Origin of the sequence: Vibrio pectenicida (genome assembly GCA_024347015.1) — a bacterium.
GTDB lineage: Bacteria > Pseudomonadota > Gammaproteobacteria > Enterobacterales > Vibrionaceae > Vibrio > Vibrio pectenicida.
The window spans coordinates 1,070,127-1,095,270 of record AP024889.1; the positions used below are offsets into that span (position 1 = coordinate 1,070,127).

A 25,144-nucleotide genomic window follows, 5' to 3' on the forward strand; every position below is an offset into this window, starting at 1 on the left:
GAGTTTTGTTAATAAATAGTTTTTACAATTTGTTAATTTTAGGAGATTCCCTATGCCTGTCACTAATATGGCTGAACTGGATGCAATGGTCGCACGCGTTAAAAAAGCGCAACAAGAGTTCGCAACTTACTCTCAGGAGCAAGTCGACAAAATTTTTCGTGCTGCCTCTTTGGCTGCAAACCAAGCACGTATCCCGCTGGCTCAGCAAGCAGTTGAAGAGTCGGGTATGGGTATCGTTGAAGATAAAGTGATCAAAAACCATTTTGCTTCTGAGTTTATCTACAACAAATACAAAGATGAAAAAACCTGTGGCATTCTAGATCAAGATGACAACCTTGGAACCATGACTATTGCTGAACCGGTAGGCATTATCTGTGGCATTGTGCCAACAACTAACCCGACTTCTACCGCAATATTCAAATCTCTTATTTCTCTCAAAACTCGTAACGGCATCATATTTTCACCTCATCCACGTGCGAAAAATTCAACCAACGATGCTGCAAAATTAGTCTTAGATGCAGCAGTTGCAGCTGGCGCACCAAAAGATATCATCGGCTGGATTGATCAACCATCAGTCGAGCTTTCAAATGGTTTAATGAAGCACAATGATATTGCTCTTATCCTCGCGACCGGTGGTCCGGGTATGGTGAAAGCAGCATACTCTTCTGGTAAACCGGCAATCGGTGTTGGTGCAGGAAATGTTCCGGTTGTTATTGACGAAACGGCAGACATTAAGCGCGCTGTTGCTTCAATCTTAATGTCTAAAACATTTGATAACGGTGTCGTTTGTGCATCAGAGCAAGCGGCAATCGTAGTTGATGAAGTGTATGACGAAGTCAAAGCACGTTTTGCTTCCCACAAAGCGTATGTTCTTACTACCGCTGAGGCTGAGAAAGTTCGTGGCGTTCTTCTTATTGAAGGTGCATTGAATGCCAAAATCGTTGGTCAGCCAGCGCCCGCGATTGCTGAAATGGCAGGTATTTCTGTCCCAGCTGATACCAAAGTGCTTGTTGGTGAAGGTCTTGCTAAAGTTTCTTATGACGATGCCTTTGCTCATGAAAAGCTCTCTCCAACCTTAGGTTTATTCCGTGCTGACAACTTTGAAGATGCAGTTGCTCAGGCAGTCACTATGGTAGAAATTGGTGGTATTGGTCATACATCAGGCTTATATACCAACCAAGATACTAATGCGGATCGCATTCGTTACTTTGGTGACAAGCTTAAAACTGCGCGGATTTTGATTAATATTCCAACCACGCATGGTGGTATTGGCGATCTCTACAACTTCAACGTTGCGCCTTCTTTAACACTTGGTTGTGGTTCTTGGGGTGGTAACTCCATTTCTGAGAACGTAGGCCCTAAGCACTTAATCAACAAGAAAACTGTAGCCAAGCGAGCTGAAAATATGTTGTGGCATAAACTCCCTAAGTCTATCTATTTCCGTCGCGGTAGCCTTCCAATTGCACTGGGTGACTTAGAGGGCAAAAAACGTGCTTTCTTAGTGACGGACCGTTTCTTATTTAACAATGGTTATGCAGACGATGTGGTTAGCTTACTTAAAGCTCAAGGTATGGAAGTGCAAACTTTCTTTGATGTAGAGGCTGATCCTACGCTGTCTGTTGTAGAGAAAGGTGCGGAAGCAATGAAGAGCTTCCAGCCTGACACTATCATTGCTCTTGGTGGTGGTTCACCTATGGATGCAGCGAAAATTATGTGGGTTATGTATGAGCACCCAGATACACATTTTGAAGAACTGGCGATGCGCTTTATGGATATCCGTAAGCGTATTTATAAGTTCCCTAAAATGGGCCAAAAAGCAGAGCTTGTTTGTATCACCACGACTTCTGGTACAGGCTCAGAAGTTACTCCATTCGCAGTAGTGACTGATGACAAAACAGGTGCTAAATACCCTCTGGCAGATTACGAAATGACACCTAACATGGCGATTGTTGATGCGAATCTAGTGATGAATATGCCTAAGTCACTCACTGCATTTGGTGGTTATGATGCAGTGACTCACGCTTTGGAAGCTTATGTATCAGTGTTGGCAAATGAATACTCTGATGGCCAAGCTCTACAAGCACTTAAGATGCTTAAGGAATACCTGCCATCGAGCTATGCAAATGGCGCCAATGACCCAATTGCACGTGAGAAAGTACATAATGCTGCAACCATTGCGGGCATTGCTTTTGCTAACGCTTTCCTAGGTGTTTGTCACTCAATGGCACATAAGATTGGTGCTGAGTTCCACTTGCCACATGGTTTGGCTAACTCACTATTGATTTCTAATGTGGTACGTTACAACGCAAATGATAATCCAACTAAGCAAACGGCGTTCTCTCAATATGATCGTCCACAAGCACGCCGCCGCTATGCAGAAGTTGCTGATCACCTAGGTTTAAGTCAAGAGGGTGACCGTACTGCTCAGAAGATAGAGCGTTTGCTGGCATGGTTGGATGAGCTAAAAGTTGATCTTGATATTCCTATGTCTATTCAAGCTGCGGGCGTTGCAGAAGCGGACTTTGTAGCCAAACTTGATGAGCTAGCGGTTGAAGCGTTTGATGACCAATGTACAGGTGCTAACCCTCGTTACCCGTTGATCAGTGAGCTTAAAGCGGTATTGCTAGATTCTTACTATGGTAAAGCTTTTGTTGAAGGTGAAACCTTCGAAGGTACAACTGTAATTAAGAAAAAAGCCGATCAAAAGGCAGTGCCCAAGGCGAAAAAAACCAAAGCCAACGCATAGTAGGTATGGGTTGTGAGGTAGGTTTTCGCTAGCACGAACCAACCTAATTATCGGGAAAAACCAAGCCCCAGATGAAAGTCTGGGGCTTTTTATTATCTATATCTTTTGCCAGTGACTTTTAGCACTAAGTGCCACTGCATCTTTTAAAATCAAAGCTTGATGCTCAAAGATAGATGATGGGGAGTTACCTTGCTCTTCGGTGATGGTCTGACAAAGTTCAGGTGTGATGGGCGAGAGCAGCCAAACAAGCTCGCGAACAAGATTACTCACCACTAGGCAGGTTTGTTTCGTTTCACCACCTTCCCAACCGTGTATTAGGGAATGGTGATGCAGTGATTGATAAATTTAGAACACGCAGACCATCCCTCGCAGCATTCGCTGTGAAGGCATGTACATCATCATGCTTGTGGTTAAAGCACGGTAAGTGGCTGGTGTGTTTTTTGTACTCATATCTCTAAGCTAACAGACTTGTTAACTGTGGGCAATCTTTGCTTGTTTTTGTCAAAGAAAAGCCCCTACTTTGACTTGAACAGTGAAGGTAAGGGCTTTTTTCAAATTATAAAATTAGATTTAATCGTAATTTCTTCAGAGCTTATAGTTTAGCAAGTTCGATTTTTGCTTTTACTTCCTCTAATTTGTCTTGTAGTGGCCTAGCGGCACGAGCACCATTTTTTTCATCTTCTAGGAAAGATCTTATTTGGCTTTCAAGTCGAGACTTCGTTGCTAACAATGTTCTTTTGCTATCCTCTGGGGATGTTTTTGCTTGAACTTGGTTGCTTTGATTAGCTTTAGCATGAGTGGTCGAACCTTCTTTTACTTGTTTTTTTGGTGCGATCTTCTGTGTTAAATTTGCTTTTGATGAGACTTGAGGTGCAAAGGAGACATCGCCAAACTTCACTTTCTTTGTCTTTGAATCATCTTGGGGGAGTGGCATTCTGTCCCACTGCTCGTTTATAGCTTTTAGGTGTTCATTTTTAACAGAGTCTAACTGTTGCTCTAGATCATCTAATTTGTCTAAACTTGTTTCAAGCTTATGTTCTAAAGTACCTAAATGTTTTTCAATTGCATTGGTTAACCCTTTGGAGGTTACTGACTCCTCTTTGGCACTTGTTAGTTTGCTTAAATGATTAGCGGCTTCTTGACGTTCAGACTTGATTCTAGTTTTGTCAATATTAAACAGTCTCTTTAACCTGCTACTCGATTCACCATATTTGAACTGGCCATTTTTAAAGCGGACTATACTGTTGTCACCATGTTTTTGGGAGATGCTCTTGAGATCCTTTAACCATGAGAAAGTGCTCTTTTTTTCACTCTTCAATGTGTCATATTGACTGAGTGCCTTTTGTTCAATGTTTTTGATTTGGTCGGAAAGCGACCTTTTGGTCTCATTTGGTTCGGCTCTATTCATTCCTTCGTTGGACAAACTAGCGGCTTTGTGAATGCTATTACCTACAGGCATTAGTTGTATACTCCAATTCTATATAATAGTGAAAAATCATGTTGAGTGATTAGCAAGGCGCTCCAAGCTAAAACGTTAAGGCTAAACTATCACTTGCGCTGAGATTTGACCCAGAGAAAAAAGGTGAAAAGTAAATACGTTTTCGGGGCTCTATATAGAACAAATAGTTAGGTAGGAGTAGAGTGTAAAAGGTATTGTTTAAGTTTGATTAAAGGCAGGTAATAACAGCCTCGAGGTTTGGTAAGTTATTTAGTTACTACTACAGTGTTGTACTTTTCTGAATGAGTGTTTTAGCCTAAAATGCAAAAACAAAGGGTTAGCAGAAAATGCTAACCCTATAATGACTATTTATCATCTTCTGGAAGCTTTACGTTAAGCTCAAGGACTGAAATATCATCGTCTTTGTGTTCGAAAGACAAGTCGACCATAGATGGGTCAACGTCAACGTACTTAGCAATCACTTTGAGAATATCTTCTTTAAGCTGAGGTAAGTATGACGGCGCAGGATCATCTTGACTGCGTCGCTCTGCAACAATAATCTGCAAGCGCTCTTTAGCTAAGTTGGCAGAAGTTTTCTTTTGTGGTCGGAAAAATTCAAGTAATGACATTTAGCCTCCAAATAGTCGCTTGAAGATGCCTTTCTTCTGCTCGGTTAAAAAGCGGAAGTCTACTTGAGAGCCCAATAGGCGCTCTACAGCATCATCATAGGCCATACCAGCGTCTGTCTCATTATCGAATATCACAGGTACACCTTTGTTAGAGGCGTTGAGAACAGCTTGGCTTTCTGGAATGACGCCAAGAAGTGAAATATGTAGAATCTCTTCAACGTCTTCGACACTTAACATCTCTCCTTGTGTTACTCGCGTTGGATTATAGCGAGTCAATAAAAGGTGCTGCCGAACGGGCTCTAACCCTTCTTCAGAGCGACGAGATTTAGAATCAAGAATACCAAGAATACGGTCTGAGTCTCGCACTGAAGAGACTTCAGGATTGGTGGTAACTATGGCCTCATCTGCAAAGTATAGTGCCATTAAAGCGCCTTGCTCTATACCTGCTGGTGAGTCACAGATGATAAAATCAAAACCCATTTCATCAAGTTCATCAAATACTCGGCGAACACCTTCTTGAGTTAATGCATCTTTATCACGGGTCTGAGAGGCGGGTAAGATAAACAAATTGCTAGTTCGTTTATCTTTTATCAGTGCCTGATTTAGCGTTGCTTCGCCGTTAATTACATTGACGAAATCATAAACTACACGGCGTTCACAGCCCATAATCAAATCAAGATTCCGTAAGCCGATATCAAAATCTATGACGGCCGTTTTCTTTCCTTTTAGTGCTAGGCCTGAAGCAATCGCGGCACTTGATGTCGTTTTACCGACACCACCTTTACCTGACGTGACAACAATAATGCGTGCCATTATTTGTTCCTTATTTTCTTAAAAGGTCAACAACTCGAATTTAAGCGAGTCGTTTTCTAAACTGAACATAACTTTCTGCTGCCAATACTCTTCAGAAAATTGCTCCGTTAGCCAGTAATGCCCTGCAATGGACATCAGTTCGGCGTTAAGTTTGTCGCAGATGATGACAGCACCAATGTTACCACTAGCTCCTGCAATTGCGCGGCCGCGCAGAGTGCCATGAATATGTATAGAGCCATCAGCTATGACTTCTGCCCCTTCGCTGACGTGGCTTAGAACGACTAAGTCGCTGTCTTTTGCAAAAATTTGCTGGCCTGAACGAACAGGTGTGCGGATGACTTTGGTTGGAGCCATAGCCGCCGGTGCTTGAGATGGTGATTTACTGGCAGACATAATAGCGAAGTCAGCGTCTGATGCGAAGTTTTGTGTGCGTTTGTCACGACAGCCAGTGATCCCAACTGGAATCATTCCTGCTTGGGCGATACCATTTCTTAGTCGCGAAAAATCAATGTCACCCGCTACTTTTGAAATATTGATGACAACAGGAGCCTGAGCAAAGAAAGCTGGAGCTTGTTCGACTTTTTCGCTGAGAAACTGAATCGTATTTTCAACATGGTTATCAGAAAGGTGTAAAACTGATAAAGTAAAGCTACTGCCTTTCAGATCAGGTGAATTCGACATTTTGTTTGGGGACCTCGTAAAGGCTTTGCCTGCGATTAGGGGTATCATGTTATATTCCCTCAATAAGCACAGCAAGATCTCTTGTGCTCAATTGAGCGTTTTGCTCTCAAAATTAGCGAAACATTGACGTTATATTAATTTAAATAGACAAAAGGCTTCCCATGCTTTGTGCAATTTACAAAAGTTCCAAAAAAGAAGGCGCGTATTTATATCTACCCAAAAAAGGTGATTTTTCACAAATTCCTGACACATTGATGCAAATGTTTGGCAAACCTAGCATAGTAATGATGGTGAACTTGGACGGACGAGAGTTGTCGCAAGTTGATATAGATAAAGTGACTCAGTCCCTTAAAGATGATGGCTTTTTTCTTCAATTGCCACCGCCGCCAAAGAATCTGTTGGATGAATACAAACAACAAAAAGCACGCCAGCAATCAGACTAACTTCTCTCATCTATAATAGGGAAGTTGCCAGCGAATCATAATGTTGCTCAAGGAGGGCAATGTGAAGAAATTATTGTCAGTTATACTAGGTGCGACGATTGCGAGCTCTGTTTGGGCCAATGACCTGAGCTTTGAACAATACGTCGAAGGATTAAAAAAAGAAGCACGCAATAAAGGTATCTCTGAGCAAACGATCAGCGCTGCTTTTGCTAATGTAGCTTATAAACCACGTGCAGTAACCGCTGATCGAAATCAACCAGAGAAACGACTAACTTTGGATGAATATATTCCCAAGGCGGTACCAGACTGGAAAGTTAAACAGGCGAAAGAGCTGTATGAAAAACACAAGAAGTCGCTCTATAACGTAGGCGAACAGTATGGTGTTCAGCCTCGTTTTATCGTAGCTTTGTGGGGAATAGAGAGTAACTTTGGCACCTTTACAGGCAATTATAGCGTAATTGATGCTTTGTCCACTATGGCTTATGACGGCCGGCGTGAGGCATTTTTCCGTAAGGAAACAATGGCCGCACTGACTATTTTAGATGAAGGGCATATTAAACCTGAAGATATGAAAGGCTCATGGGCAGGCGCTATGGGTCAGTGCCAGTTCATGCCAAGCTCTTTTCTTTCCTTTGCTGCTGATGGGAGCGGGGATGGTAAGAAAGATATTTGGGATAATGAAGCGGATGTGTTTGCTTCCGCCGCTAACTATTTGAGCCAATTTGGCTGGACAAACGAGCATACTTGGGGACGACAAGTTAAATTACCGAGAGGATTTGACACCAGTATTCAGGGACGCGGTGATGAGCAAGGCAAGTATCTCCATGAGTGGAATGAACTTGGTGTCACTCGCTATGATGGCCGCCCACTGCCTAAGTTAGATAAAGATATAAAGGCATGGTTGATTGCACCAGATGATGCCAACGGCCGAGTGTATTTGGTTTACAATAACTACAACGTTTTGATGAAATGGAATCGTTCATATTATTTTGCGCTGGCAGTAAGTCATCTAGCGGATAGAATTGTTCTTTAGGTATTAACAAGGAGCTCTTAAGAGCTCCTTTTTGGTTTATGGAGATTGTGTGCTAGCAGATCGTGCCGCGCAAATGGTTGTGTTTGCCACTCTTATTACGCATAAAAATTTTACCCAAGCTGCGAAAAGCCTTGGTGTTTCCGTGTCCCATGTAAGTAAGCAGCTGGCATTACTTGAAGATGCTTTGGGGGTGAAGCTTGTTCAAAGAACAACTCGGACTTTTACTCCTACTGCGGAGGGGGAGCAATTTTTCCAGCATTGCCAAAAAGTGGTGCAAACAGTGACGGATGCTCAGCAGGAAGTGGAAGTCCAAAAAGATGAAGTCGCGGGTTTGATTAGAATTGGCTTATCTCAGTCTTTTGCGACACTTCATATCCTGCCGACTATCGATGAACTGCGAGTTCAGCACCCCAATTTACAAGTTGAATTGCACCTGTTCGATAACAAGATAGACATGCTACAAGATGGATTGGATCTTTGGATAACTAACAATGAAATGTTGCCAGAGGGCTATGTGGCACAGCGGCTCGCTGACAGCCAGTTTGTCGTTGTGGCTTCGCCCGAGTATTTAATTAACCATGCTAGTCCTTCACATCCCAACGATCTTGCTGATCATAACTGTATTATTTATCGCAGCTGGGAGCGAGATTATACCCGCTGGGCTTTTTCTAAATCGAATGAGCAATTAACTGTCAAAGTGTCTGGTAATTATTCTGTCGATTTAGCCGGAGCAGTGCGCGATGCTGCGGTAGCGGGGTGGGGCGTTGCCTATCTTGCCACTTATCTTATTGGTGATGAGTTTAAGCAGGGCAAACTTATCCAACTTCTCCCTGACTGGATCCCTAATCAAAATATGCCGTTTTATGCTGTTTATCCCAGTCGCCGTTACCTATCGCCTAAGATCACGGCTGTGATTGAATTCATTAAAAATAAGATTGGTTCACCCTGTTATTGGGATAAAAAGTTAGCTCCTTATATTCATCGTAAATAGAAGCAAATTGTTTCCATATGAATAAACATATTTTCAATATGGAAAATGATATCATGACGCAAACGTTTATCTTAATATAAAACAGATGGTTAAAATGGTTTCTTTCCTTGCCACTATTCTCGAAAAACGGGGTGTTAACATCTTGGGTTTGCATCTCATTTCTATATGAATATTATCCGGCGCCATTCTTTGCGCTTTAATCGTCGGATATTTTAATGAACTCGATCCTAGGAATCCTAGCCATCTTAGCTATCGCTTGGCTGCTGTCTACCGATAGAAAAAATATAAATTTTAGAACGGTGTCATTAGCCTTTGTGCTTCAAGTCACTTTTGCTTTGCTGGTCCTTTATGTGCCTGCTGGGAAAGAAGCACTGAACAGTGTCACACAAGCTGTATCTAGCCTGATTAACTATGGGCAAGAGGGTATAACATTTTTATTTGGTGGACTGGCGACGGGCGGCTTTACGTTTGCGATTAACGTTTTGTGCATTATTATCTTTTTCTCTGCATTGATTTCAGGTCTCTATCACATTGGTTTGATGCCTAAAGTGATCAATATCATTGGTGGAGGGTTGCAAAAACTTTTATCTATTGGCCGAGCTGAGTCTCTTTCAGCTACTGCCAACATTTTTGTTGGTATGATTGAAGCCCCTTTGGTTGTAAAACCTTATCTTCGTCATATGTCAGACTCTCAATTTTTTGCAGTTATGACTGGCGGACTAGCTTCTGTTGCTGGTGGTACTCTTGTTGGATACGCTTCACTAGGTGTTGAGCTGAACTTCTTGATTGCAGCAGCGTTTATGTCAGCCCCAGCTGGCTTGCTGATGGCAAAAATTTTAGTGCCTGAAACTCAACAAGTGAATGCTGATTTGGAACTTGAGAATGTTGAATTGCCACGTGCGACCAATGTGGTAGAGGCGATGGCAGACGGTGCTATGTCTGGGCTTAGAATTGCTGTTGCCGTGGGTGCTACTCTGCTCGCGTTTGTCAGTGTTATTGCTATGTTGAATGGCATTTTGGGCTGGGTTGGCGATCTAATGGGGATGGATCTTAGCTTCGAACTTATTTTAGGTTACTTATTCGCACCTATTGCTTGGCTGTTAGGTATTCCTTGGCATGAGGCAATTACTGCTGGGGCTTTGATAGGTACTAAAGTAGTAGTGAATGAGTTTGTAGCATTTATTCAGTTAATGGAAGTGCAAAGCCAGCTTAGTGAGCACTCACAAGCTATTGTTATTTTTGCTTTGTGTGGTTTTGCGAACATATCAACAATGGCAATGCTAATTGGTGGTCTAGGGAGTTTGGTGCCAGAGCGTCGCAGCTTTATTTCAAAATACGGTTTCAAGGCGATTGCAGCAGGTGTATTGGCTAACTTAATGAGCGCAGCTGTTGCTGGTGTAATCCTCGGGTTATAAGAAACGATAAAGTTGCTTATTGAAGAGACCCCCAATAGTTGGCCATCAATTATTGGGGGTCTCTTCATATTTAAACAAGCGGCTTTATTATGTCAGTTTTTCAAGTTGGGTAATATTGTCGATAGCTTCTTGATTGGTGCTACCACAGACCACGGGACAAGGCCTGAATTCGTGGCAGACTTTTGGACGTTCTGGGCGACCAAATAAGCTACATAAATTATCCTTGTTAAGTTGAATGCAGCGAGTCCCCGCCGGTTTACCATTTGGCATGCCAGGTATAGGGGAAGAAATACTTGGAGCAATACAACAAGCTCCGCAACCTAATCTGCAATCCATATCCTATCCTTTCACATTATTTGGGTGATAATTCTAGCAAAAAGTGTACGCATCAAGAACTTTTTCGTGAGTGAATTTTCTCTCGGGTGAATTTTTATTATTCATATATTTACTAATAGGTAGTCTGGTGTTAGTTTAGAGCTTAGAGACAATACGCACTACTTTGGTATTAGCTATACTGAGTTGATAATGTCGTTTGTTACTCTTAATGTAAGTATCAATAAGGAAAAATTATGTCTGTACAACAAGCTAGCGCTGTTTGGCAAGGAACTTTAAAGTCAGGACAAGGAGTCATGAAGTATGGTGAAGTAGAAGGTCCTTTTACTTTTGCTTCTAGGTTTGAAACTGGTCCGGGTACCAATCCTGAAGAGTTAATTGGTGCAGCTCATGCAGGTTGTTACTCGATGTTTCTTTCTGCTTTGCTTTCAGAGCAGGGTTTCAATCCAACGATTAAAACTCAAGCTAAAGTGCATTTGGGGGAAGAAGATGGTCCTAAGATTACGCACATAGAGCTAGATTCACAGGTATCAGCAGAGGGCTTGGAAGAGGCTCTATTGCAAGAGCTTGGTGCTACGGCAAAAGAAAAATGTCCAATTTCTCGTCTTGTTGTTGGCGCAAAAATCTCACTAAACCTAGTTTTGGTTTAAGTGTTCTAAAGCGCTCAACCTATGAGCGCTTAATTTTTCCCTTATTCTTTTCCTTCAACAATAGTTTTTAGATAGCTTAGAATACATTGTATGCAGTCCTCCTTATTAATATATTTGTTAATTATGTGATTGTTCCACTAGACTTATCGATTAGGGGAGCGTCAGCAGCGTTTTAAATAAGGCAGAAATCGGGACAGAAGTACGATGAGCAGTAGTAGTTTTTGGACAAAACCTGTAGGTATCGTCGTGATGGTTTTAGGATTGTGCGGCGTTGTTATGATCGGTATTGGGGTTTACTCGGTTGTTGATCACCAAAGTAAGATCGCTCGCAAAGAGTTGCTAGGGACTTGGCGTGAAGCTAATGTCGCGAGCTATTCTGCAAACAGACTTCAGGTGGCCAATGAAGGTGTTTATTGGAATGGTGACCTTATCAGTACACATTTTTCTTTTGATGGTGCGACGCTTGAGTTTAAGCACGGTAATAAGAAGCAAGAATACTACCTCGATCGTTTAAAAGGGACACTTGTCCATCTCAATGGTAATTATAAAGCCCAGTATCTAAAACAGGGCTATCATGGTCAATATACTCAAGGCCAAAAATAGCTATCTCATGGTGGGTGACATGCCTTTTTAACCTTCAGACTTGTACTTTCCCAGACATAGCGGTATAAAGCTTTCCCTTTGTCAGCAATCTAAGTAATGTTTATGAACTTACCATTTTGGGAAAGTAAATCGCTCGAACAAATGACCGAACAAGAATGGGAAGCTCTTTGTGACGGCTGTGGTAAATGTTGTCTTCATAAACTCATGGATGAAGATACAGAAGAAATTTATTATACCAATGTTGCATGCAGTTGGTTAAACAGTAAAACGTGTTCATGCAAGGACTACCCTAACCGTTTTTCATCAGGAGAAGAATGCACTAAGCTGACTCGTGATGATATCGATGATTTTACTTGGCTACCCCATACTTGTGCTTATCGCCTCCTTGCCGAAAAACAACCACTCCCAGAGTGGCACCCACTTATTACTGGTTCAAAGTCTGCCATGCATGCCGCTGGAGAAAGCGTCCGTAGCAAAGTGGTATACGAAATTGATGTGGTAAATTGGGAAGACCATATTTTGAATCATCCTAGCCGAGGCTAGGCATTGTAAGGTATATCAAGGCTTTACTTGTGATCGCTTCGTCAATAATCATCAATATTTATCAATATTAAGAAAATTTGTGGACACAATATGGACGTTTTAGTGTCCACATTGGCCACTTATTTGAGGTTTGCTAAAGGGTTTTTTGAAACCACATCTTCTAAGTGATCAGGGGCTAGGTGAGCGTATCGCATGGTTTGTTTAATATCGCTGTGACCAAGGATTCGTTGCAGGGCGATAATGTTACCACCGTTCATCATGTAGTAAGACGCAAATGTATGGCGCAGAACGTGGGCGGCTTGCTGCTTTAGCCGTGGAACATTACGCACGATAAATCGGTAAACTGTCGAATAGCCAATGTTAAACAATGGGCCTGAACCCTCTTTGTAAATCACATCATAAAGTTCTGGGCTGATCGGCACCGAACGATTCTTTTTGCCTTTAGTCTTTGTAAACGTGACTTTGTATTTAGTGAGCTGCGCGCCAGTGAGTCTAGATGCTTCACGGAATCGCCCACCTGTTGCTAAACAAAGTTTGATAATTTTGTGCATGTCGTCGTGGAACTCGTGCGCTTCGGCATTGGTAATGAGCGTTTGCATTTCCTCAACGGTCAAAAACTCCATTTCCGTTTCATGTATCTTGAATTGTCGAACAGACTGCAGAGGATTTTCACCTTTCCATTCGCCCATTCGTTGCAGCTCAACAATCACCGCATTAAGCAAGTCTTGCTCGGTGTTACAGGTGCGAAATGTTACCGCCACTTTTCGCCCGTTCAGGTCTGCGACTTCTCCGGCAATGCGTCGAGTTCGATAGTCGGTGAACATAGCTGGCGTGACTTTTTGATAAAGTGGATCGCCCATTGCTAACCCAATAACTTTTAATTTGTTATAGGTGTATTTTGAATGGGCTAATGACTGGCCGTGGCGTTCCTGCCATAAATCAATCATATCCAGTAGGCTGCGAGTTTGGCTTTTTTCACCTAACCATGGTTTATCGTCTGTCTCTTTTAAAACAAACTTTTCGTAAGCCATAGCTTCGCCCTTAGTGGCAAAGCGTTTTCTTATGCGTTTACCATTGCGACCATTTGGCCGCACATCGCAAATCCATGGTTTTTTGTTTCCGTCTTCTAGTTTACGTACAGACATATAGATTAGATATGATTTTCGAGCAGGCTATCTGGATGATGAGCTGGGCAGCAGTTAGCACAAGTATGGTTACATTTTTTCTTTTTTCTCGCACTCTTATCCGAAGCGACATCTTTTAGGGCTATAAATATATGCCTTACAGTAAAGATTTCCCCAGTTGCTTTACTATTGTGTGTTGTCTCGAAAAAGTTACTTCCATTATTACTAGTAAAATTTAGGCTGAATTCCTTGGACTTATTTTCTTTTTTACTCAGGTAAGTTTTCCATTTTCTAAGCACATCGGCACTATTCTCTTTTCGGCAATAAATAAGTACAGCCCCATCTTTGAACGCTCGTGTAGCGTAGCGATCTGCTAGTTGCCTAAAGCCTTCCATAATATGAGTGTTGCTGTAATCAAATTTGGCTTCTGCTAAAAACCGAAAGTTTTGGTGGGTTTCTTCAATACATATATCACAGTTACCAGAGAAAGAAGTGTCATGAGAAGCATTGTGATGTAGGAAATGTAACAAGTTAACGATTTCTAATGAAACTCTATCTTCATCATCGTGTTCCCTATGAATAGGGTGCATTTCTACACGTTGTATTATTCTTTCTAGATCAGCATACACTCTCTGCAGATTGGTATTGTAGCCCTGTCTAGCTAAATCTGATTGGTATCCTGCTGTGCAGTTAGGGAGGGTGTCTCTAAAGACGCCGGTATTTATTGCACCTAAAGTTAAAGCGTCAAGTGGGTTAGGGGGGGAGGTGTTCAATTAATTGCCCCTTCCGCATTTATAAAATCGTTTGAAAGGACGAACGAGATCTTAACTTCATTCTCAAAGTAAGGGATCTCTCTTCCTGTTACAGGATGGCAGAGAACACCCATTTGTTGAGCTTCGTACACTTCATCAGCCGTTAGTTCATACAAACCATTGGCGTATAGCTCGTATCTAAGGTTAAGTACATGAATAGAAGGGTGCACTAGATAATTAGTTGCCTTGAGCATAAGCTCGTTTTCATTGTTGTTTAACCCACCATTTGTGCAAAGCTCACGCAAATTTATGGGAGTACCTTCAAGATATTCCTTTCTATTGTTCAAAGATCTTAAAACACGATTAATGACAGGGAGTACTTCGGTATCCTCCCAATCATTGTGTATACGTGTCATTAGATCATTTAGATTCATGTTGTTAAAAGCCTTGTTTTGTACGCGTCGATATCATTTTTTAAAGATATTATATGATCAGTATAATCTACCTCTGTTTTACAGTTTGATAATATCACATAGTCTAATATAGGGAGGCCTCCTGCTTGAATAAGTTTTGCGGTTCCCGGTAAATAGGCTTCGGTTTCATAGCTACCTTCAACCGTATCAGACGATCTTCTTTTTCTTAAAGCTATTCGAAAAGGCTGCAACATGGTCTTACTTTGCTCAAGGCTGCTCTTTCCACCTTTATGGAATATCTCACCGCGCAAATCTTTTGTGCTAGCACGCATTTTTTCTTGATGTATTACTGAGCCAACAATGAATCCAAGTTCACATACTCTTAACTTCGAGTGCTCGTAGCCACCTGGTACGGCTAGGAATAGATTCTCATTTGTAAGTTCGAGTTGTGTGGATGGTAGAATTGTCTCAATTGTGTCGCTAAAAGCCTTTTGTAAATAAGCGAAAGTTTCTTCAATTGCTTGCTTTGATGATAGCGATGCGGTGTCCAAACGAAACTCTAGCGTTTGGTCTGAAAAACTCACATACACTGAGTCATAGTAGCGCCTCTTTATATGACGCTTTGCTTTAATGTCGTAAAGCTCTTCGGGTAGAGTAAACCCTGCGTTTAGTTGTTGGAAATAATTATCATCAAGCTCGATCGTTTCCTCTAAAACTTTTACAGAAGCATAGGTCAGTAAAAAACCGTCACTCATAAATTCAGTCTTAATAAGCTTAGGGATATGAGTTAACTTACTGTCAGTATCTTCATCCACAAACGGATAGTTGATTTCTTCATGCGGTATATCTACTTCGATTTCTTTAGCCTGCGCTTCAATTTTTTCTAGGGCGTCAGAATCTAGCTTTTTGATACCAACTGTCTTATCACCAAAAAGAATGAACTGCTCGTAAGCTTGGTACAGATTCTGAACTTTATTTTTGTCCTTCAATTCGCTAGAGGTAACTAGACTACGGATAGATTCTTTTGTTTCGTCTATACTGCGTTTTGTATTAATCTTAGCTTCTTTAAGTATTAGGCGAAGCATACGGCTTGGAATACGACTAGCAATCGAGTTGGCGAGAAGGTGCATGTTTTTTGGCATATTGTTCACTTGATTGTTGAAAGGCTTTCTTTGTGTTATATATGCAACCAATATATATCAAAGATGTTCAATAGTAATCAATATTCAAAACAAACATTGATCAAGTGCGCAGTCTTTTGAATTTAGTAATTAAATTGTTATTTAGCACCTGAGCTCCCCATCGAAATCATGATCTAGGTTAAGACTGTCACGCCACTGGATCTGTTCTTTTTTAGAAAGGTTATAGCGCCTAATAAAAGCAACCCAATTGACAGGGTCATTCAAGTGTTTCTTAACGAGTTTATTGATGCCAATGATTTCGATGAGTTTTAGTAACATTGCAAATTACCTATGTTTTTCTCTATATTGTTTTCTTCAAATGGCATTGAATGATTGCCTTTTGTTGATTAAACACCAGAACTTAGTAGTGAGGCTATTTTCTTAACATCCGTTCCTTTCAAAAACGCAAACTCTATCTGCCCTAGGCCAGAAGCCCAGATTTTAAACTCAGCATCTAAGTCAAAAGTACCTGCACTTTCCACTGAAAAAGCAGTAATCTTTGAATAAGGCAGAATGAAAAACTCTGCTTTTTTTCCTCGTAAACCCTGAATATCAACGGTAATTAAACGTTTGTTGGTCAGAATCAGCATATCTCGAACTGTTTTATATTCGAGTACCACAGTTTCACCATCTTGCATCAAAAAGCCGTAACGCTCTTCACCAGTGCCTACAGGTTCTTCTGTTAACCCAACAAGCTTTAAGCCTTTGAACATTGTTACTCTCCTAGTCATTTAGTTGAACTTGGATAATAACTAATAAGCCTCATGAATTAAGGGATTATGATAAAACATGATGCTTATTTGTGATCTGCAAGGTGTTATTTCTTTTTCATTTCCATCACTACACGCCCAAGCACTTTTATATCTTCTTCAGATATTTCAATGGTTGATGTATCAAAAGCAATCGCAAGTTTCTTACCTGGTAAACGCTGTAGGTAGTTGATAGACAAGCGTCCATCTACATCAATCAAGTAGTCGCCTGATATTGGGTCAACGGAGTCTTTGTTGATGTAGTAAATGCCTGCATCGCCTTCAATGACTTGAGTGTTTGATGGCTTTAGGCCAAAGCGTTCGAGAGTCGCCAAGTCTATAGACATGCTACCTGACTTCTCTAATAAACCACCGTCAAGTTTGTAAATACCTAAATTTTCATTTGGACTACTACTGCCAGAAAATGGTTCACCTTCGCCAAGAGCGAGGTACTTAACTGATGCTCCCGATGCTAAATGTTCGCGAACAATTAATTCATGAGCAATTCGATCGTGATGATGCCAAGTTAAGATGGTCGATTTTGGGATTCCGTAGTGATCGGCTAGCAAATTGTAGCTATCACAACCCGTCACTATTTTTAGCCTATCCGTAAATTCGCGACCACTTGAGTACTCGAACGGGGGAACCTTAGCTGGAATTCGACTCATTTCATTAACCCTGTCATAAATAGATCTAGATCCCGAAATCAATTACATTTAATTTTATTTTCAATTAAATTGAGTTTAAAACTTGAATTGATTGCGTTTTCGATCAAATATAATTTCATATTCAATTGATGCTGTCATGTTCCACCAATAGGCACCAATAAAATCTCAAAAGCGTAGGATACCACTTATGGCAACACTGCAAATAGCAATAGATGCGCCCGTATGCACAAAAAAGGAATTTTTGCGTCGTACTGGCATGTCTTCTTCTTCATTTGATCGCCAAAAAGACCTTGGCAACATTCCTATTGTTCCTAAAGACGCATCTAAAGGTTTGATTTTGATCAACATGGTTAAGTACAACCAACAGCTAGCGGAGCAACAAGTATGAGCTTCGCTATCCCACCTAAAACCAAACTCACCCAGCAAGATATTACTTTGCAACATTTGGCGAGTGAGTCTTGGGAAGATAAATACCCGAACAAATGCCCAGTATGGCTAGAAGTAATTGGCTGGACATTCGTTTTCGTACCGTTTTTCTTCATTTGAGTATTGGTTATGGACGTAAATAACTCAATGTGCGTATTACGTGAACGCAAACAACAAGCTTTTGATGCAGCTTGCTGCGATTTTGTTGTCAATCACGATGTTGAGGCGATTGCTCGAAAGCTTGAAATTAACGGCACAATACTTCGCAACATGCTAAACCCAAACCAACCGCACGTGCTTAAACCTGTTGTGCTTGCTTCTATCAGCCGTGCTTCTGGTGACTACTCAATCGTAAATACGTTATTTTCAGGTGATGGTGTGGTCACTATCCCATTACCAAAAGCAGAAGATGATCTGAACCTGATTGAACGAGTTCTACAACTCAACAACCATTCTGGTGAGCTTTCTAGCGATGCGTTAGCCATGTGCACCGCAGAACGTTTACCACGATCTACCAAGCGTAAAACTCTTGCCAAAGCTCAAGCGGCTTTGAGCAACTTGGTTTTGCTAATCAATGACCTTGAACACCGCACCACAGGCCTACAGCCCTTAGTACAAATGGGTACAGACTTTTTGGTTAATGGTGCTCCAATCCCCGGCTTAGCCTAAGGAGTAGTTGTGAATCAGTTGGCACATAAACAAGAACAGCAACAAGAAGAAGCACCGAGCGCATTAGACAGTATTGATGCTTGCAAAGCACTTTTTGACAAAGGTGCAAAGCGTCAAAGAGTTTGCAAAATGTATGACGAAATGAGTGACCGCAACCGTGGTTTGATTTTGATCGCGGGTGGGATGTCGCCAAAAGACTATAAGCGCGAATTTGACTCGTTCGATGATCTTGAGCTGCAAAAAGTCCGTTCAGGTATGCAGCTTATGAAAGAGATGGTGTTGAAGTTTGACCGAAGAGTGGGCGATGTCCGCCGCTTAAAACACTCCGATATTTGCAACATTAACTAATTACCTAGCCAACCTTGCCCCTGTAACAGGGGGCTTTTTTTCGTCTTAGCGTAGGAGCATAGAAGATGAGTGAACTAGAACATGCCAACGCCGTGTTAGCCGAAGCACGCGAAGTACTTAAAAAGTCCGAAGAAAACTACAACAAATCACTAAAATTACATGATCTCTCTTTGGTTCAACACCGAGAGCTTGCATATGCATTGTCTTGCTTGGTTCATCCATCAAATACAATGGAACCGTTGTCTGATGATGAAATAGAACAGTTAAAGCAATCACTTAAGAATATTCCATCTATGCCGTTTGAGTTTATACCAAAAGAGCCTGTTTTTGCGAATGGTCGAATAATTGGTTTAGTTGATTCTAGCCATGAGCGCATAGAGCACCGCGAAGTTTATGACATCGTTAACGCAATTAATACGCTGGCGATTGCTAACACTGATGTGATTCATGTATTTACGGAGTTTTACCCTCATATTGAGGAATTTTGCGTAAATGTGTACGGAGTTTATCAAGACTACATAGCTAATCCCTCTATCAAGCCCCTGATACAAGAGCTTGTTTTTCTGGCAGATAATGAAGCATTGGAAAAACTTCTTTCAATCGAAAGTCTGTTAACAGATCTGATCATTGAAGCCCGTGAAGAGGCCGAAGCAAAAGCAGAGGTGGAAGCATGAGTTCAACTACCGGAAAAGTGCAACCTCGTGAGCTGTACCCAACGCCGCCAGAAGTTGTCGACGCATTGCTATCAAAGTTAACCGTTCGCCCAACCGACAAGTTCTTAGAACCTTGTTACGGTACTGGCGCAATATTCGAAAAGATAGCTTTGCCACAAAGCCAAAAGTCATTTGCTGAAATCGAAAAAGGTATTGATTACCTAGCAACAGATTTCGGTACGCAAGATGTGATCATTACTAACCCTCCGTTTTCACTAACGGAGGAATTCATTCGCAAAAGTCTAAGTGAGTTAGCACCAGATGGGACAATGGCATACCTGCAGCGTGTGAATTACTTAGGCTCGAAAAAGCGTTTGCCTTTCTGGTTTGAAATCGGCTTTCCGCCAAAGTGTCCAATCATCGTTCCTCGCCCTCGCTTTGTGGGCGGTGGTTCAGATTCGTGTGAATACGCTTGGTTTATCTGGGATAACGGAAACCGCTTCGATATTCCTCAAGGGCTAAGCCATATCGTTTCAGTTGGTCATGAGGAGGCAGCATGAACGAACCATTAATTACTTTGGATGACCTAATTGAAAACTTTGAGCAAGAATGCAAACGCAAATTTGGAAGCCTTAGTTTGGTGAAAGAGCTTAGGGCAGAAGTCGCAAGAGGTAGGAGTTTGAGTGATTGGGGGTATTTTGCATGTTTAAGAGCCACCGTATTGTCCGATGGCACTTTTAATGACGCTATAAGAATATTTCGTCTTCATCGTCATCAAGCGGCTCAGGCTCGAAACCGTAGATTGCAGCATATGGAGAAGCTATCGGAAGGCCTTCCTGTAGGTTAGCAAGTCCCCATTCGTCCAGTTCTTCGTTCAGGTCTTCTAAAGCTTCCTGACCGAAGACAGTTATTGAACGGTACTGGCTTTGAGCTTTATCAGATAACACGGCGACCTTTAGTTCTGGTAGATGCTCATTTGATTCATAACCTTCAACGAATGAAACAATTGCATCGTCAAAGTCCAGTTTTAGTTCTGGTTTAAATAGTTTTGTTCTCATTAGCCAGCCTTTTATTCAATTAAGTAAAACCGAGAGTAACACAATGAAATCATTAATCGAATCAACCGAAATCGACGTGTTGGTGACAGCCCCAAGAGTTGGATGCCGCATTAATCCCAAAATTACTCAGCGAGAGACTCAAGCATGGACTATCGAAATTAAAGGTCGTTATTTCGTTAAGTTCGGTAAAAAAGACCAAGTACAAACTGCTTGGACTATGGCAGGCGGAAAACTATTCACGTGCCAAGGTGAACTAAAAGCGGTGCTGGATAAGTTAGATACTAAGAAGAAAAAGTACATCTTAAAGCTAGTTGAAGTTGAAGTTCAAGAGCATTCAGGTTTTAAGCTAAGGGACTACTATTCGGTTTCGTATCAATTAAGACGGATGATTAGAAATGCAGGTGCAGTAGGCTTGATGATTGGCTGGCATGAAATGGCAAAAAAAATTAGTCTGATGTCAGCAGCGTTAGTATTGATGGAAAAGGAGTTTTCTAACCATCAGCTAGAAGCCATATCAATTAATGTCAGTAAGAACACAGATTTGCGTGATTTTAATAAAGTCAAAGATGTGTGGTTACTCTGCACCCGTCGGCCTAGACTAGATCTTCGTCTAGGGAGTTTCAAAAGAGAGAAACGGCTAGAAGCGATTGTTCGTGGAGATCTTGAACCATGTGAAAGAAATATGGGTGGGATTGGAGTTACCATTTTGGATTGGGACATTCCATTTTGAACACTCTAATCGAACCAACTGAAATCGACCACTACGATTTTCCATGGCAAGCCCCTTTGACTGAGGTTGAAGAGGGCTGCTTTGGTTCGCGTCGATACCCCACAATTATTGAACCTGATGATCTTAGTGTTCTGGAACGCAAGCTATTTGATGCTAACCCAGACGATTTCGAGTGGGCGAAAGATAAGATTAAAGACCTACCTGACTACCTAACCAAGTACTTTGTTACTCGCTACATTTGGGTACTCGAAAAGAAAGGTCGTGCAGATGCCAACATATTTTTGCGTGAACGTATGGGACCAGCAGCAGAACGTGCGCTGATGGTGTTACGCAAATACAAAAAGTTACCGACAACCCAAAAGGTTTCTTTGCTTAGTGAAGCTTTGGTTAATGAAAAGCACGGCACTGAGCAAAGCGACTTTGCACAAAAAGAGCAAGTGCGCTTTGACTTTGAAAAGGCAGATCGTAATCGCAAGCCAGTTAAAAGCCGCCTCTTGGCAGAACTTGAACCGTCAGAAGTTAAAGACATGGCTTTCAAGATTAGCCAAATCACTAAGGCTAAATTCCCTCTTATCGCTGCACGTGTGGCTAACCGTGATCTGGATGAAGACGAAATCCCAGAGGTGATCGGATATGAAGAATTAGCAGAATTTGTCTGCCACTTCGGTATGACTCCACCGCGCAAGAAAAAGAAACAAACCGATCTAACCGCACTGAATGACATTTCACGTATGTTAGATGAAAAGTGGTGGTATGGGCGCCTTAACAAAACACGAAAAATCATGCGTGAGCACTTAGCCATTGCTATGGGGCAAGTTTCTTCAAAAGCCTCACCTTATGCGTCATGGGATTGTGTTAGAGAGCACCAAGAGCAGCAGAAAAAAAATTGGGAGTTTATTAAGCAATGTGAGTTGTTTGATGAAGAAACCGAAGAAGTGACCGATTTGGCTCCAATGGTATTAAAAAGCGTCTCAAACCCTGCCATTCGTCGTCATGAATTGATGGTGCGTTGCCGTGGTTGTGAAGACATTGGCAACGAGTTGGGGTTGCAAGGCCTGTTCTTAACCTTGACTACTCCATCTAAGTATCACAGCTCATATAAGAAGGGAGGCTTTATTGGTCACTGGAACGGTGCAAGCCCACGTGATGCGCAATCTTACCTAAACAATGTTTGGCAGAGAATTCGCGCTAAATTAGGCCGTGAAGAAATCCGTTGGTTTGGTGTTCGTGTCGCTGAACCACATCATGACGGTACTCCACACTGGCATTTACTGATCTGGGTTAAACCAGAAGACGTGATGCAGGTGCGTGACATCTTCATTTCATACGCTACTAAAGAAGACCGTGGTGAACTGCATCCAGAGCTTGAGAAAGAGAAGGAAAAGCCATTTCGCAAAGGTGTTTATGTTGGGCCGCTAGATTATCGTCCACGTTGTGACTTTGGTTTTATTGATCCTGAGCTAGGAACAGCAACGGGTTACATTGCCAAATACATTTCAAAAAACATTGACGGCTTTGCAATGGACGGGGAGGTATCGGACGAAACAGGCAAGTCAGTCAAAGACATGGCGAAGAATGTCAATGCTTGGAAAAGCCGTTGGAACATTCGCCAATTTCAGTTCTTCGGTGGTGCGCCAGTCACGACTTACCGTGAACTACGCCGATTCGCTAACCAGAATAAAAAAGTGTTTATGGAGTACCTCTTCATGCAAAAGCGTGTCGACTTACTCACTATCTATTCGATGTTGCAGCGTGATCTTGTGGGGCCTATTAAGCCTAGCAAGCTGATCAGCAATGAAGAGTTAATGAAAGTAATTGGTGATAGCTACCAGTCACGCATGAAGACCGAAGACGCAAGCATCACAGACACTTTAAAAGCTGCTGACGATGGTAACTGGCAAGGTTACATAATGGGGCAAGGTGGCCCATTCGTTAAGCGTAAAGATTTGCTGATCGTGAACTCTTATGAAGTTCTGCCATTCGCTTCACCTCATGGCGAAGACGTCCGCAAAATTGAGGGTTTCACTACACCAGAAGAAACCATCAAAACACGCACCAAAATTTGGACGATTCAGAAGAAATCCCAATCACCAGAAAATGAAAGGGTTAATGATGAAGCTAAAGCGTGCGCTCTTGGGAGCGAAGCGACTGCTTTTGGAGCCTCTGGCTCCTCTCGGAGTTCTGTCAATAACTGTACGGAGTTTGATCCGTCACAGGTCAGCAATCAGCTAACCCGATTATTAGAACCAGATAAAAAAGTAGTGGACTCTCCACCCAATATCGATGAAACAGCACTGGCCGCGCTGCTAAAAGGCGGTTCAATTCGCATCGACGATGCAACCAGTATTCAAATCCGCCCTGCGGAGATAGACGAACACGGCAATAAACGTCCTGCCCAGTTGGTAGAAGTGAGCCGTCAACGTTCGGACGACACCAATTGGATGGATTTCGAGGGTTGGGACAACCTATTTTCCCAACCAGAAAAGCAAGAGTATCAACAACCTGATCTGTCGATTTTTCCCGATGGGGACGACTGGCCGTTAGTTTAAAATTGATCATTGAAAATATAATAAAACCCTAAACATTTATGGTAAATGTTTAGGGTTTTGTTAGCCAGCGGAACTGTTATTACCGCTTGTATTTGCAAGCTGATCTGCTAGGTCTATACACTTTTCAGCTGTTAAAATAGACATCTTAACCAATTCTGGTGATACTTCTTTTTCTAGTTTGTAATCCGAAAGTACTCGGCTATCCCTAGATTGCTTTAGTAGGTAAGAGAGGCGGCGAAGCTGGGATTGTTCTATGGACTCTTCGTTTGCTGAGTCTTTTTCCAAATAGGTTATTAGGCTTGCATGGCAGCCTCTCCCACTATAAGTCCAAGGTTCTTTATCAAGAATAGATAGCACTTTATGATACATAGCGTAGTAGCTACGGCTTATAGCACTACGCTGATCTGCTTCTGAACAATTCTCTGATTCAATAATTCGCTTCGCTGTTTCTAAAAAATCTTCTGGTTTAGCTACCATAATTATCCACAATCCTTGTTGATGATGGTTCTAATGGCTCAAATCGAACCACCATAGGAAGAGTATCTAATTCTGCATCAACGACATGTTCTACCAATTGTGAATTCATATCGAAAAGCTGGCCAATATCTTTCGATTCAACGAAAAATACTAAACTAACCCAATCAGATTCAGGTGGAATGCACATTTCAGCGTTGTTAATTACCGCAGAAGAGTGTTCCGCAACAGCGGCAGCTATTTTGGATATGACTGCATAAGTGCCTTTATCCAAAGAGAATTTATTTGCGGCTTCCTCTGCAGTTTCTATAAAAGAAGAACAATACATATACAGATCTTTATGTTGTTTGATTAGTTCCATTTTATCTAGACTCTCAATCATCAATGAAGTATGAAAAATGTTAGGGAAAGAACAAAGTGCGCTACCAAAACTTGAGATGAAATCGGGACGTTCAAAGTAGTTCAGGCACAGATCAACATTTTCCAGTAGCGTTATAGAGTACGCATTGATTTGAAGCACTTGTAGGCAGTTGCTCAAAGTTGCAGGTTCACTGATGTATTTCAGAGATTCTAAAGCATGCTTTTTAGCTTGCTCTCGCTCATTCGAAGCTGTGTATATGAGAGCTTTGAGACATAAACTTACTTCAGGCTTTACTTGGTTGTCTGCCTCTTTAAGCAGCCTGAACTTAGACATTTCATCAAGTATATGACCTGAGCCAAGAACCTCTAGGATACTTGACAGAAGAGTGTCAGTGTTATGTTTCGCAGCAGGAGTATACAAATTTACCTTTCCTTTAAGTGTTTCTAATCTGAGGACTGGGAAGAAGCCTAAAAACATGTGTACGCTTTTTTAGGCGAGAAACTATACCTCAGTTGAAAACTTCAAACAATCGTTACACTGTCAAAACTTAATCAATATACGTCAATGATAGTCAATATTCTTATGAGTTGTTGATTATTATAGTTCATCTCGGCTAGCCTTCTAGTGTACTGGCAACACTCAGTACTGAATGATTAGAAACCTCTGAGTGG

31 protein-coding genes are annotated in these 25,144 nt (G+C 41.7%); 16 read left to right on the top strand and 15 right to left on the bottom strand.

From position 1 onward, the window contains the following. Positions 1–52 precede the first annotated feature (52 nt). Entirely contained in the window at positions 53–2,746 is a 2,694-nt protein-coding gene (adhE, locus tag OCV27_RS05060; RefSeq protein ID WP_125320361.1) for a bifunctional acetaldehyde-CoA/alcohol dehydrogenase, read from the top strand. A 592-nt stretch (positions 2,747–3,338) separates the two neighbouring features. On the opposite strand, the gene OCV27_RS05065 is transcribed toward adhE, so the two are convergent. From OCV27_RS05065 to minC, 4 genes are all read right to left on the bottom strand, one after another. Continuing rightward, a complete protein-coding gene (locus OCV27_RS05065) occupies positions 3,339–4,205 on the bottom strand; it encodes a hypothetical protein (RefSeq protein ID WP_125320362.1) in 867 nt (288 codons plus the stop codon). A gap of 344 nt (positions 4,206–4,549) precedes the next feature. After that, positions 4,550–4,813, bottom strand: coding sequence for a cell division topological specificity factor MinE (gene minE / locus OCV27_RS05070; RefSeq protein ID WP_125320363.1), 264 nt, complete (start codon positions 4,811–4,813; stop codon positions 4,550–4,552). Beyond that, complete coding sequence (gene minD / locus OCV27_RS05075) at positions 4,814–5,626, bottom strand: septum site-determining protein MinD (protein ID WP_125320364.1); 813 nt, start codon at positions 5,624–5,626, stop codon at positions 4,814–4,816. Positions 5,627–5,644: 18 nt separating this feature from the next. Then, the gene (gene minC / locus OCV27_RS05080) at positions 5,645–6,307 is read right to left on the bottom strand and encodes a septum site-determining protein MinC (protein WP_125320365.1); all 663 of its coding nucleotides are present in this window, start codon (positions 6,305–6,307) and stop codon (positions 5,645–5,647) included. A gap of 161 nt (positions 6,308–6,468) precedes the next feature. Here minC and OCV27_RS05085 point away from each other — a divergent pair, with 161 nt between their 5' ends. The 4 genes from OCV27_RS05085 (at position 6,469) to OCV27_RS05100 (ending at position 10,189) form a co-directional block, all read left to right on the top strand. Continuing rightward, positions 6,469–6,750: a YcgL domain-containing protein gene (locus OCV27_RS05085; protein WP_125320366.1), complete on the top strand. Its 282-nt coding sequence runs from the start codon at positions 6,469–6,471 to the stop codon at positions 6,748–6,750. Between the two features lie 61 nt (positions 6,751–6,811). Further along, positions 6,812–7,783: a lytic murein transglycosylase gene (locus OCV27_RS05090; protein WP_125320367.1), complete on the top strand. Its 972-nt coding sequence runs from the start codon at positions 6,812–6,814 to the stop codon at positions 7,781–7,783. A 49-nt stretch (positions 7,784–7,832) separates the two neighbouring features. After that, the gene (locus tag OCV27_RS05095) at positions 7,833–8,774 is read left to right on the top strand and encodes a LysR family transcriptional regulator (RefSeq protein WP_125320368.1); all 942 of its coding nucleotides are present in this window, start codon (positions 7,833–7,835) and stop codon (positions 8,772–8,774) included. Between the two features lie 215 nt (positions 8,775–8,989). Next, on the top strand, positions 8,990–10,189 hold the full coding sequence (locus OCV27_RS05100; RefSeq protein ID WP_125320369.1) for a NupC/NupG family nucleoside CNT transporter: 1,200 nt from the start codon (positions 8,990–8,992) through the stop codon (positions 10,187–10,189). Between the two features lie 87 nt (positions 10,190–10,276). Here the strand turns inward: OCV27_RS05100 and OCV27_RS05105 are convergent, their stop codons facing one another. Then, on the bottom strand, positions 10,277–10,525 hold the full coding sequence (locus OCV27_RS05105) for a YkgJ family cysteine cluster protein (protein WP_125320370.1): 249 nt from the start codon (positions 10,523–10,525) through the stop codon (positions 10,277–10,279). Between the two features lie 233 nt (positions 10,526–10,758). On the opposite strand from OCV27_RS05105, the gene OCV27_RS05110 reads away from it, so the two are divergent. From OCV27_RS05110 to OCV27_RS05120, 3 genes are all read left to right on the top strand, one after another. Then, positions 10,759–11,172, top strand: coding sequence for an OsmC family peroxiredoxin (locus OCV27_RS05110; protein WP_125320371.1), 414 nt, complete (start codon positions 10,759–10,761; stop codon positions 11,170–11,172). A 204-nt stretch (positions 11,173–11,376) separates the two neighbouring features. Continuing rightward, the gene (locus OCV27_RS05115; RefSeq protein ID WP_125320372.1) at positions 11,377–11,775 is read left to right on the top strand and encodes a DUF2850 domain-containing protein; all 399 of its coding nucleotides are present in this window, start codon (positions 11,377–11,379) and stop codon (positions 11,773–11,775) included. A gap of 102 nt (positions 11,776–11,877) precedes the next feature. Continuing rightward, a complete protein-coding gene (locus OCV27_RS05120; RefSeq protein WP_125320373.1) occupies positions 11,878–12,318 on the top strand; it encodes a YcgN family cysteine cluster protein in 441 nt (146 codons plus the stop codon). A gap of 119 nt (positions 12,319–12,437) precedes the next feature. Here the strand turns inward: OCV27_RS05120 and OCV27_RS05125 are convergent, their stop codons facing one another. From OCV27_RS05125 to OCV27_RS05155, 7 genes are all read right to left on the bottom strand, one after another. Next, a complete protein-coding gene (locus tag OCV27_RS05125) occupies positions 12,438–13,463 on the bottom strand; it encodes a phage integrase (protein WP_125320374.1) in 1,026 nt (341 codons plus the stop codon). Positions 13,464–13,468: 5 nt separating this feature from the next. Continuing rightward, positions 13,469–14,215 (bottom strand): hypothetical protein, encoded by a 747-nt coding sequence (locus tag OCV27_RS05130; RefSeq protein ID WP_125320375.1) that lies wholly within the window; start codon positions 14,213–14,215, stop codon positions 13,469–13,471. After that, entirely contained in the window at positions 14,212–14,628 is a 417-nt protein-coding gene (locus tag OCV27_RS05135; RefSeq protein WP_125320376.1) for a hypothetical protein, read from the bottom strand. Before OCV27_RS05135 ends, OCV27_RS05130 begins: the two co-directional genes overlap by 4 nt. After that, positions 14,625–15,749 (bottom strand): hypothetical protein, encoded by a 1,125-nt coding sequence (locus OCV27_RS05140; RefSeq protein WP_125320377.1) that lies wholly within the window; start codon positions 15,747–15,749, stop codon positions 14,625–14,627. The genes OCV27_RS05135 and OCV27_RS05140 overlap by 4 nt, the downstream gene beginning before the upstream one ends. Positions 15,750–15,890: 141 nt before the next feature. Beyond that, positions 15,891–16,067 carry a hypothetical protein gene (locus OCV27_RS05145; protein WP_185759745.1) on the bottom strand — a complete coding sequence of 59 codons (177 nt, stop codon included), beginning with the start codon at positions 16,065–16,067 and terminating at the stop codon, positions 15,891–15,893. Between the two features lie 68 nt (positions 16,068–16,135). Continuing rightward, a complete protein-coding gene (locus OCV27_RS05150; protein WP_185759746.1) occupies positions 16,136–16,501 on the bottom strand; it encodes a PH domain-containing protein in 366 nt (121 codons plus the stop codon). A 104-nt stretch (positions 16,502–16,605) separates the two neighbouring features. Then, the gene (locus OCV27_RS05155; RefSeq protein ID WP_125320379.1) at positions 16,606–17,205 is read right to left on the bottom strand and encodes a phage repressor protein CI; all 600 of its coding nucleotides are present in this window, start codon (positions 17,203–17,205) and stop codon (positions 16,606–16,608) included. A gap of 187 nt (positions 17,206–17,392) precedes the next feature. Here OCV27_RS05155 and OCV27_RS05160 point away from each other — a divergent pair, with 187 nt between their 5' ends. The 6 genes from OCV27_RS05160 (at position 17,393) to OCV27_RS05185 (ending at position 19,861) form a co-directional block, all read left to right on the top strand. Further along, positions 17,393–17,593, top strand: coding sequence for a hypothetical protein (locus OCV27_RS05160; protein WP_125320380.1), 201 nt, complete (start codon positions 17,393–17,395; stop codon positions 17,591–17,593). Beyond that, on the top strand, positions 17,590–17,751 hold the full coding sequence (locus tag OCV27_RS05165; RefSeq protein ID WP_185759747.1) for a hypothetical protein: 162 nt from the start codon (positions 17,590–17,592) through the stop codon (positions 17,749–17,751). Before OCV27_RS05160 ends, OCV27_RS05165 begins: the two co-directional genes overlap by 4 nt. A 9-nt stretch (positions 17,752–17,760) precedes the next feature. Continuing rightward, the gene (locus OCV27_RS05170) at positions 17,761–18,300 is read left to right on the top strand and encodes a phage regulatory CII family protein (RefSeq protein WP_125320381.1); all 540 of its coding nucleotides are present in this window, start codon (positions 17,761–17,763) and stop codon (positions 18,298–18,300) included. Between the two features lie 9 nt (positions 18,301–18,309). After that, positions 18,310–18,648 (top strand): hypothetical protein, encoded by a 339-nt coding sequence (locus tag OCV27_RS05175; RefSeq protein WP_125320382.1) that lies wholly within the window; start codon positions 18,310–18,312, stop codon positions 18,646–18,648. Positions 18,649–18,713: 65 nt separating this feature from the next. Next, a complete protein-coding gene (locus OCV27_RS05180) occupies positions 18,714–19,322 on the top strand; it encodes a hypothetical protein (RefSeq protein ID WP_125320383.1) in 609 nt (202 codons plus the stop codon). After that, positions 19,319–19,861: a class I SAM-dependent methyltransferase gene (locus OCV27_RS05185; RefSeq protein WP_125320384.1), complete on the top strand. Its 543-nt coding sequence runs from the start codon at positions 19,319–19,321 to the stop codon at positions 19,859–19,861. Before OCV27_RS05180 ends, OCV27_RS05185 begins: the two co-directional genes overlap by 4 nt. Before the next feature lie 186 nt (positions 19,862–20,047). Here OCV27_RS05185 and OCV27_RS05190 read toward each other — a convergent pair whose 3' ends face one another. Further along, positions 20,048–20,359 carry a hypothetical protein gene (locus tag OCV27_RS05190; RefSeq protein ID WP_125320385.1) on the bottom strand — a complete coding sequence of 104 codons (312 nt, stop codon included), beginning with the start codon at positions 20,357–20,359 and terminating at the stop codon, positions 20,048–20,050. A 43-nt stretch (positions 20,360–20,402) separates the two neighbouring features. Between OCV27_RS05190 and OCV27_RS05195 the strand changes: the two genes are divergently transcribed. Both OCV27_RS05195 and OCV27_RS05200 read left to right on the top strand, forming a co-directional pair. Continuing rightward, positions 20,403–21,089: a hypothetical protein gene (locus OCV27_RS05195; RefSeq protein ID WP_125320386.1), complete on the top strand. Its 687-nt coding sequence runs from the start codon at positions 20,403–20,405 to the stop codon at positions 21,087–21,089. Then, the gene (locus OCV27_RS05200) at positions 21,086–23,638 is read left to right on the top strand and encodes a replication endonuclease (RefSeq protein ID WP_125320387.1); all 2,553 of its coding nucleotides are present in this window, start codon (positions 21,086–21,088) and stop codon (positions 23,636–23,638) included. Before OCV27_RS05195 ends, OCV27_RS05200 begins: the two co-directional genes overlap by 4 nt. Before the next feature lie 60 nt (positions 23,639–23,698). On the opposite strand, the gene OCV27_RS05205 is transcribed toward OCV27_RS05200, so the two are convergent. Together OCV27_RS05205 and OCV27_RS05210 are read right to left on the bottom strand one after the other, a co-directional pair. Then, positions 23,699–24,115, bottom strand: a complete 417-nt coding sequence (locus tag OCV27_RS05205; protein WP_125320388.1) for a HEPN domain-containing protein — start codon at positions 24,113–24,115, stop codon at positions 23,699–23,701. Then, complete coding sequence (locus OCV27_RS05210; protein WP_125320389.1) at positions 24,105–24,893, bottom strand: hypothetical protein; 789 nt, start codon at positions 24,891–24,893, stop codon at positions 24,105–24,107. The genes OCV27_RS05205 and OCV27_RS05210 overlap by 11 nt, the downstream gene beginning before the upstream one ends. Positions 24,894–25,144 lie beyond the last annotated feature (251 nt).